This window comes from Ruegeria sp. AL12 (assembly GCF_056540885.1).
Genome location: NZ_JBQFXN010000114.1, coordinates 1 through 751 on the forward strand (window position 1 = coordinate 1; position 751 = coordinate 751).

Here is a 751-nt window from a genome sequence, read left to right on the forward strand (position 1 = left end):
CTTCGAGCTGGGCTTCACCGCAATTGATGGTGACGGCGATACCGTGGATGACACCATCCCGCTCAACATCGACGACGACACGCCGGTGATGACGTGGACGGCCTCTCAACGGGTCAACAACTTCCGGATCATTAGCGATGATGAGAACGTCGGCACGCCGGATATCGGCAATCCCGGCGGAGTTGGTGATGGCGGACAGTTCAACCAGACCAACAAGACGCTGCCGATTGCCTTTGGCGCGGACGCCAATGGGGCGGAAGTTGTCTGGAACCTTGCAACCATGAAGGTGCTGGGTGGTGTTGCCGATGATGGCGGCTCGGGCAGCGGCTTTGGCGAGGTGACCTTTGCGGTTGCGGCTGATCCTTCTGATGCGGATCTGAGCATCCTGTCGATCCTTCAGGATCAGGGCGGCGCGGCTCCGGTGGTTGTGGCGGAGGTCACGCTGAACACCAGGACGGGCTCCTACAACTACGAGCAGGTTGCCAATCTTCTGCATGCCGATGGTCAGGACGAGAACAACGCCACCTTCGAGCTGGGCTTCACCGCAATTGATGGTGACGGCGATACCGTGGATGACACCATCCCGCTCAACATCGTCGACGACAGTCCTGTTGTTTCCGGCCCCGTTGCCGTTGGCAATGTGGCAGATCCGAGAAGCGCTGTTTCGTTTGATTTCCATGACCTCCAGATCGCCTGGGGCGCGGATGAGGCCAACGCCCATATCGAGTTCGCTAACACAGCGATTGTTGAC

At 59.1% G+C, this 751-nt stretch carries 1 protein-coding gene; it reads left to right on the forward strand.

Annotated features, from left to right (window positions below; all coding sequences use genetic code 11):
- On the forward strand, nucleotides 1-751 hold a 751-nt coding region (locus tag ACR0C6_RS21710), incomplete at both ends, for a hypothetical protein (protein WP_480621213.1).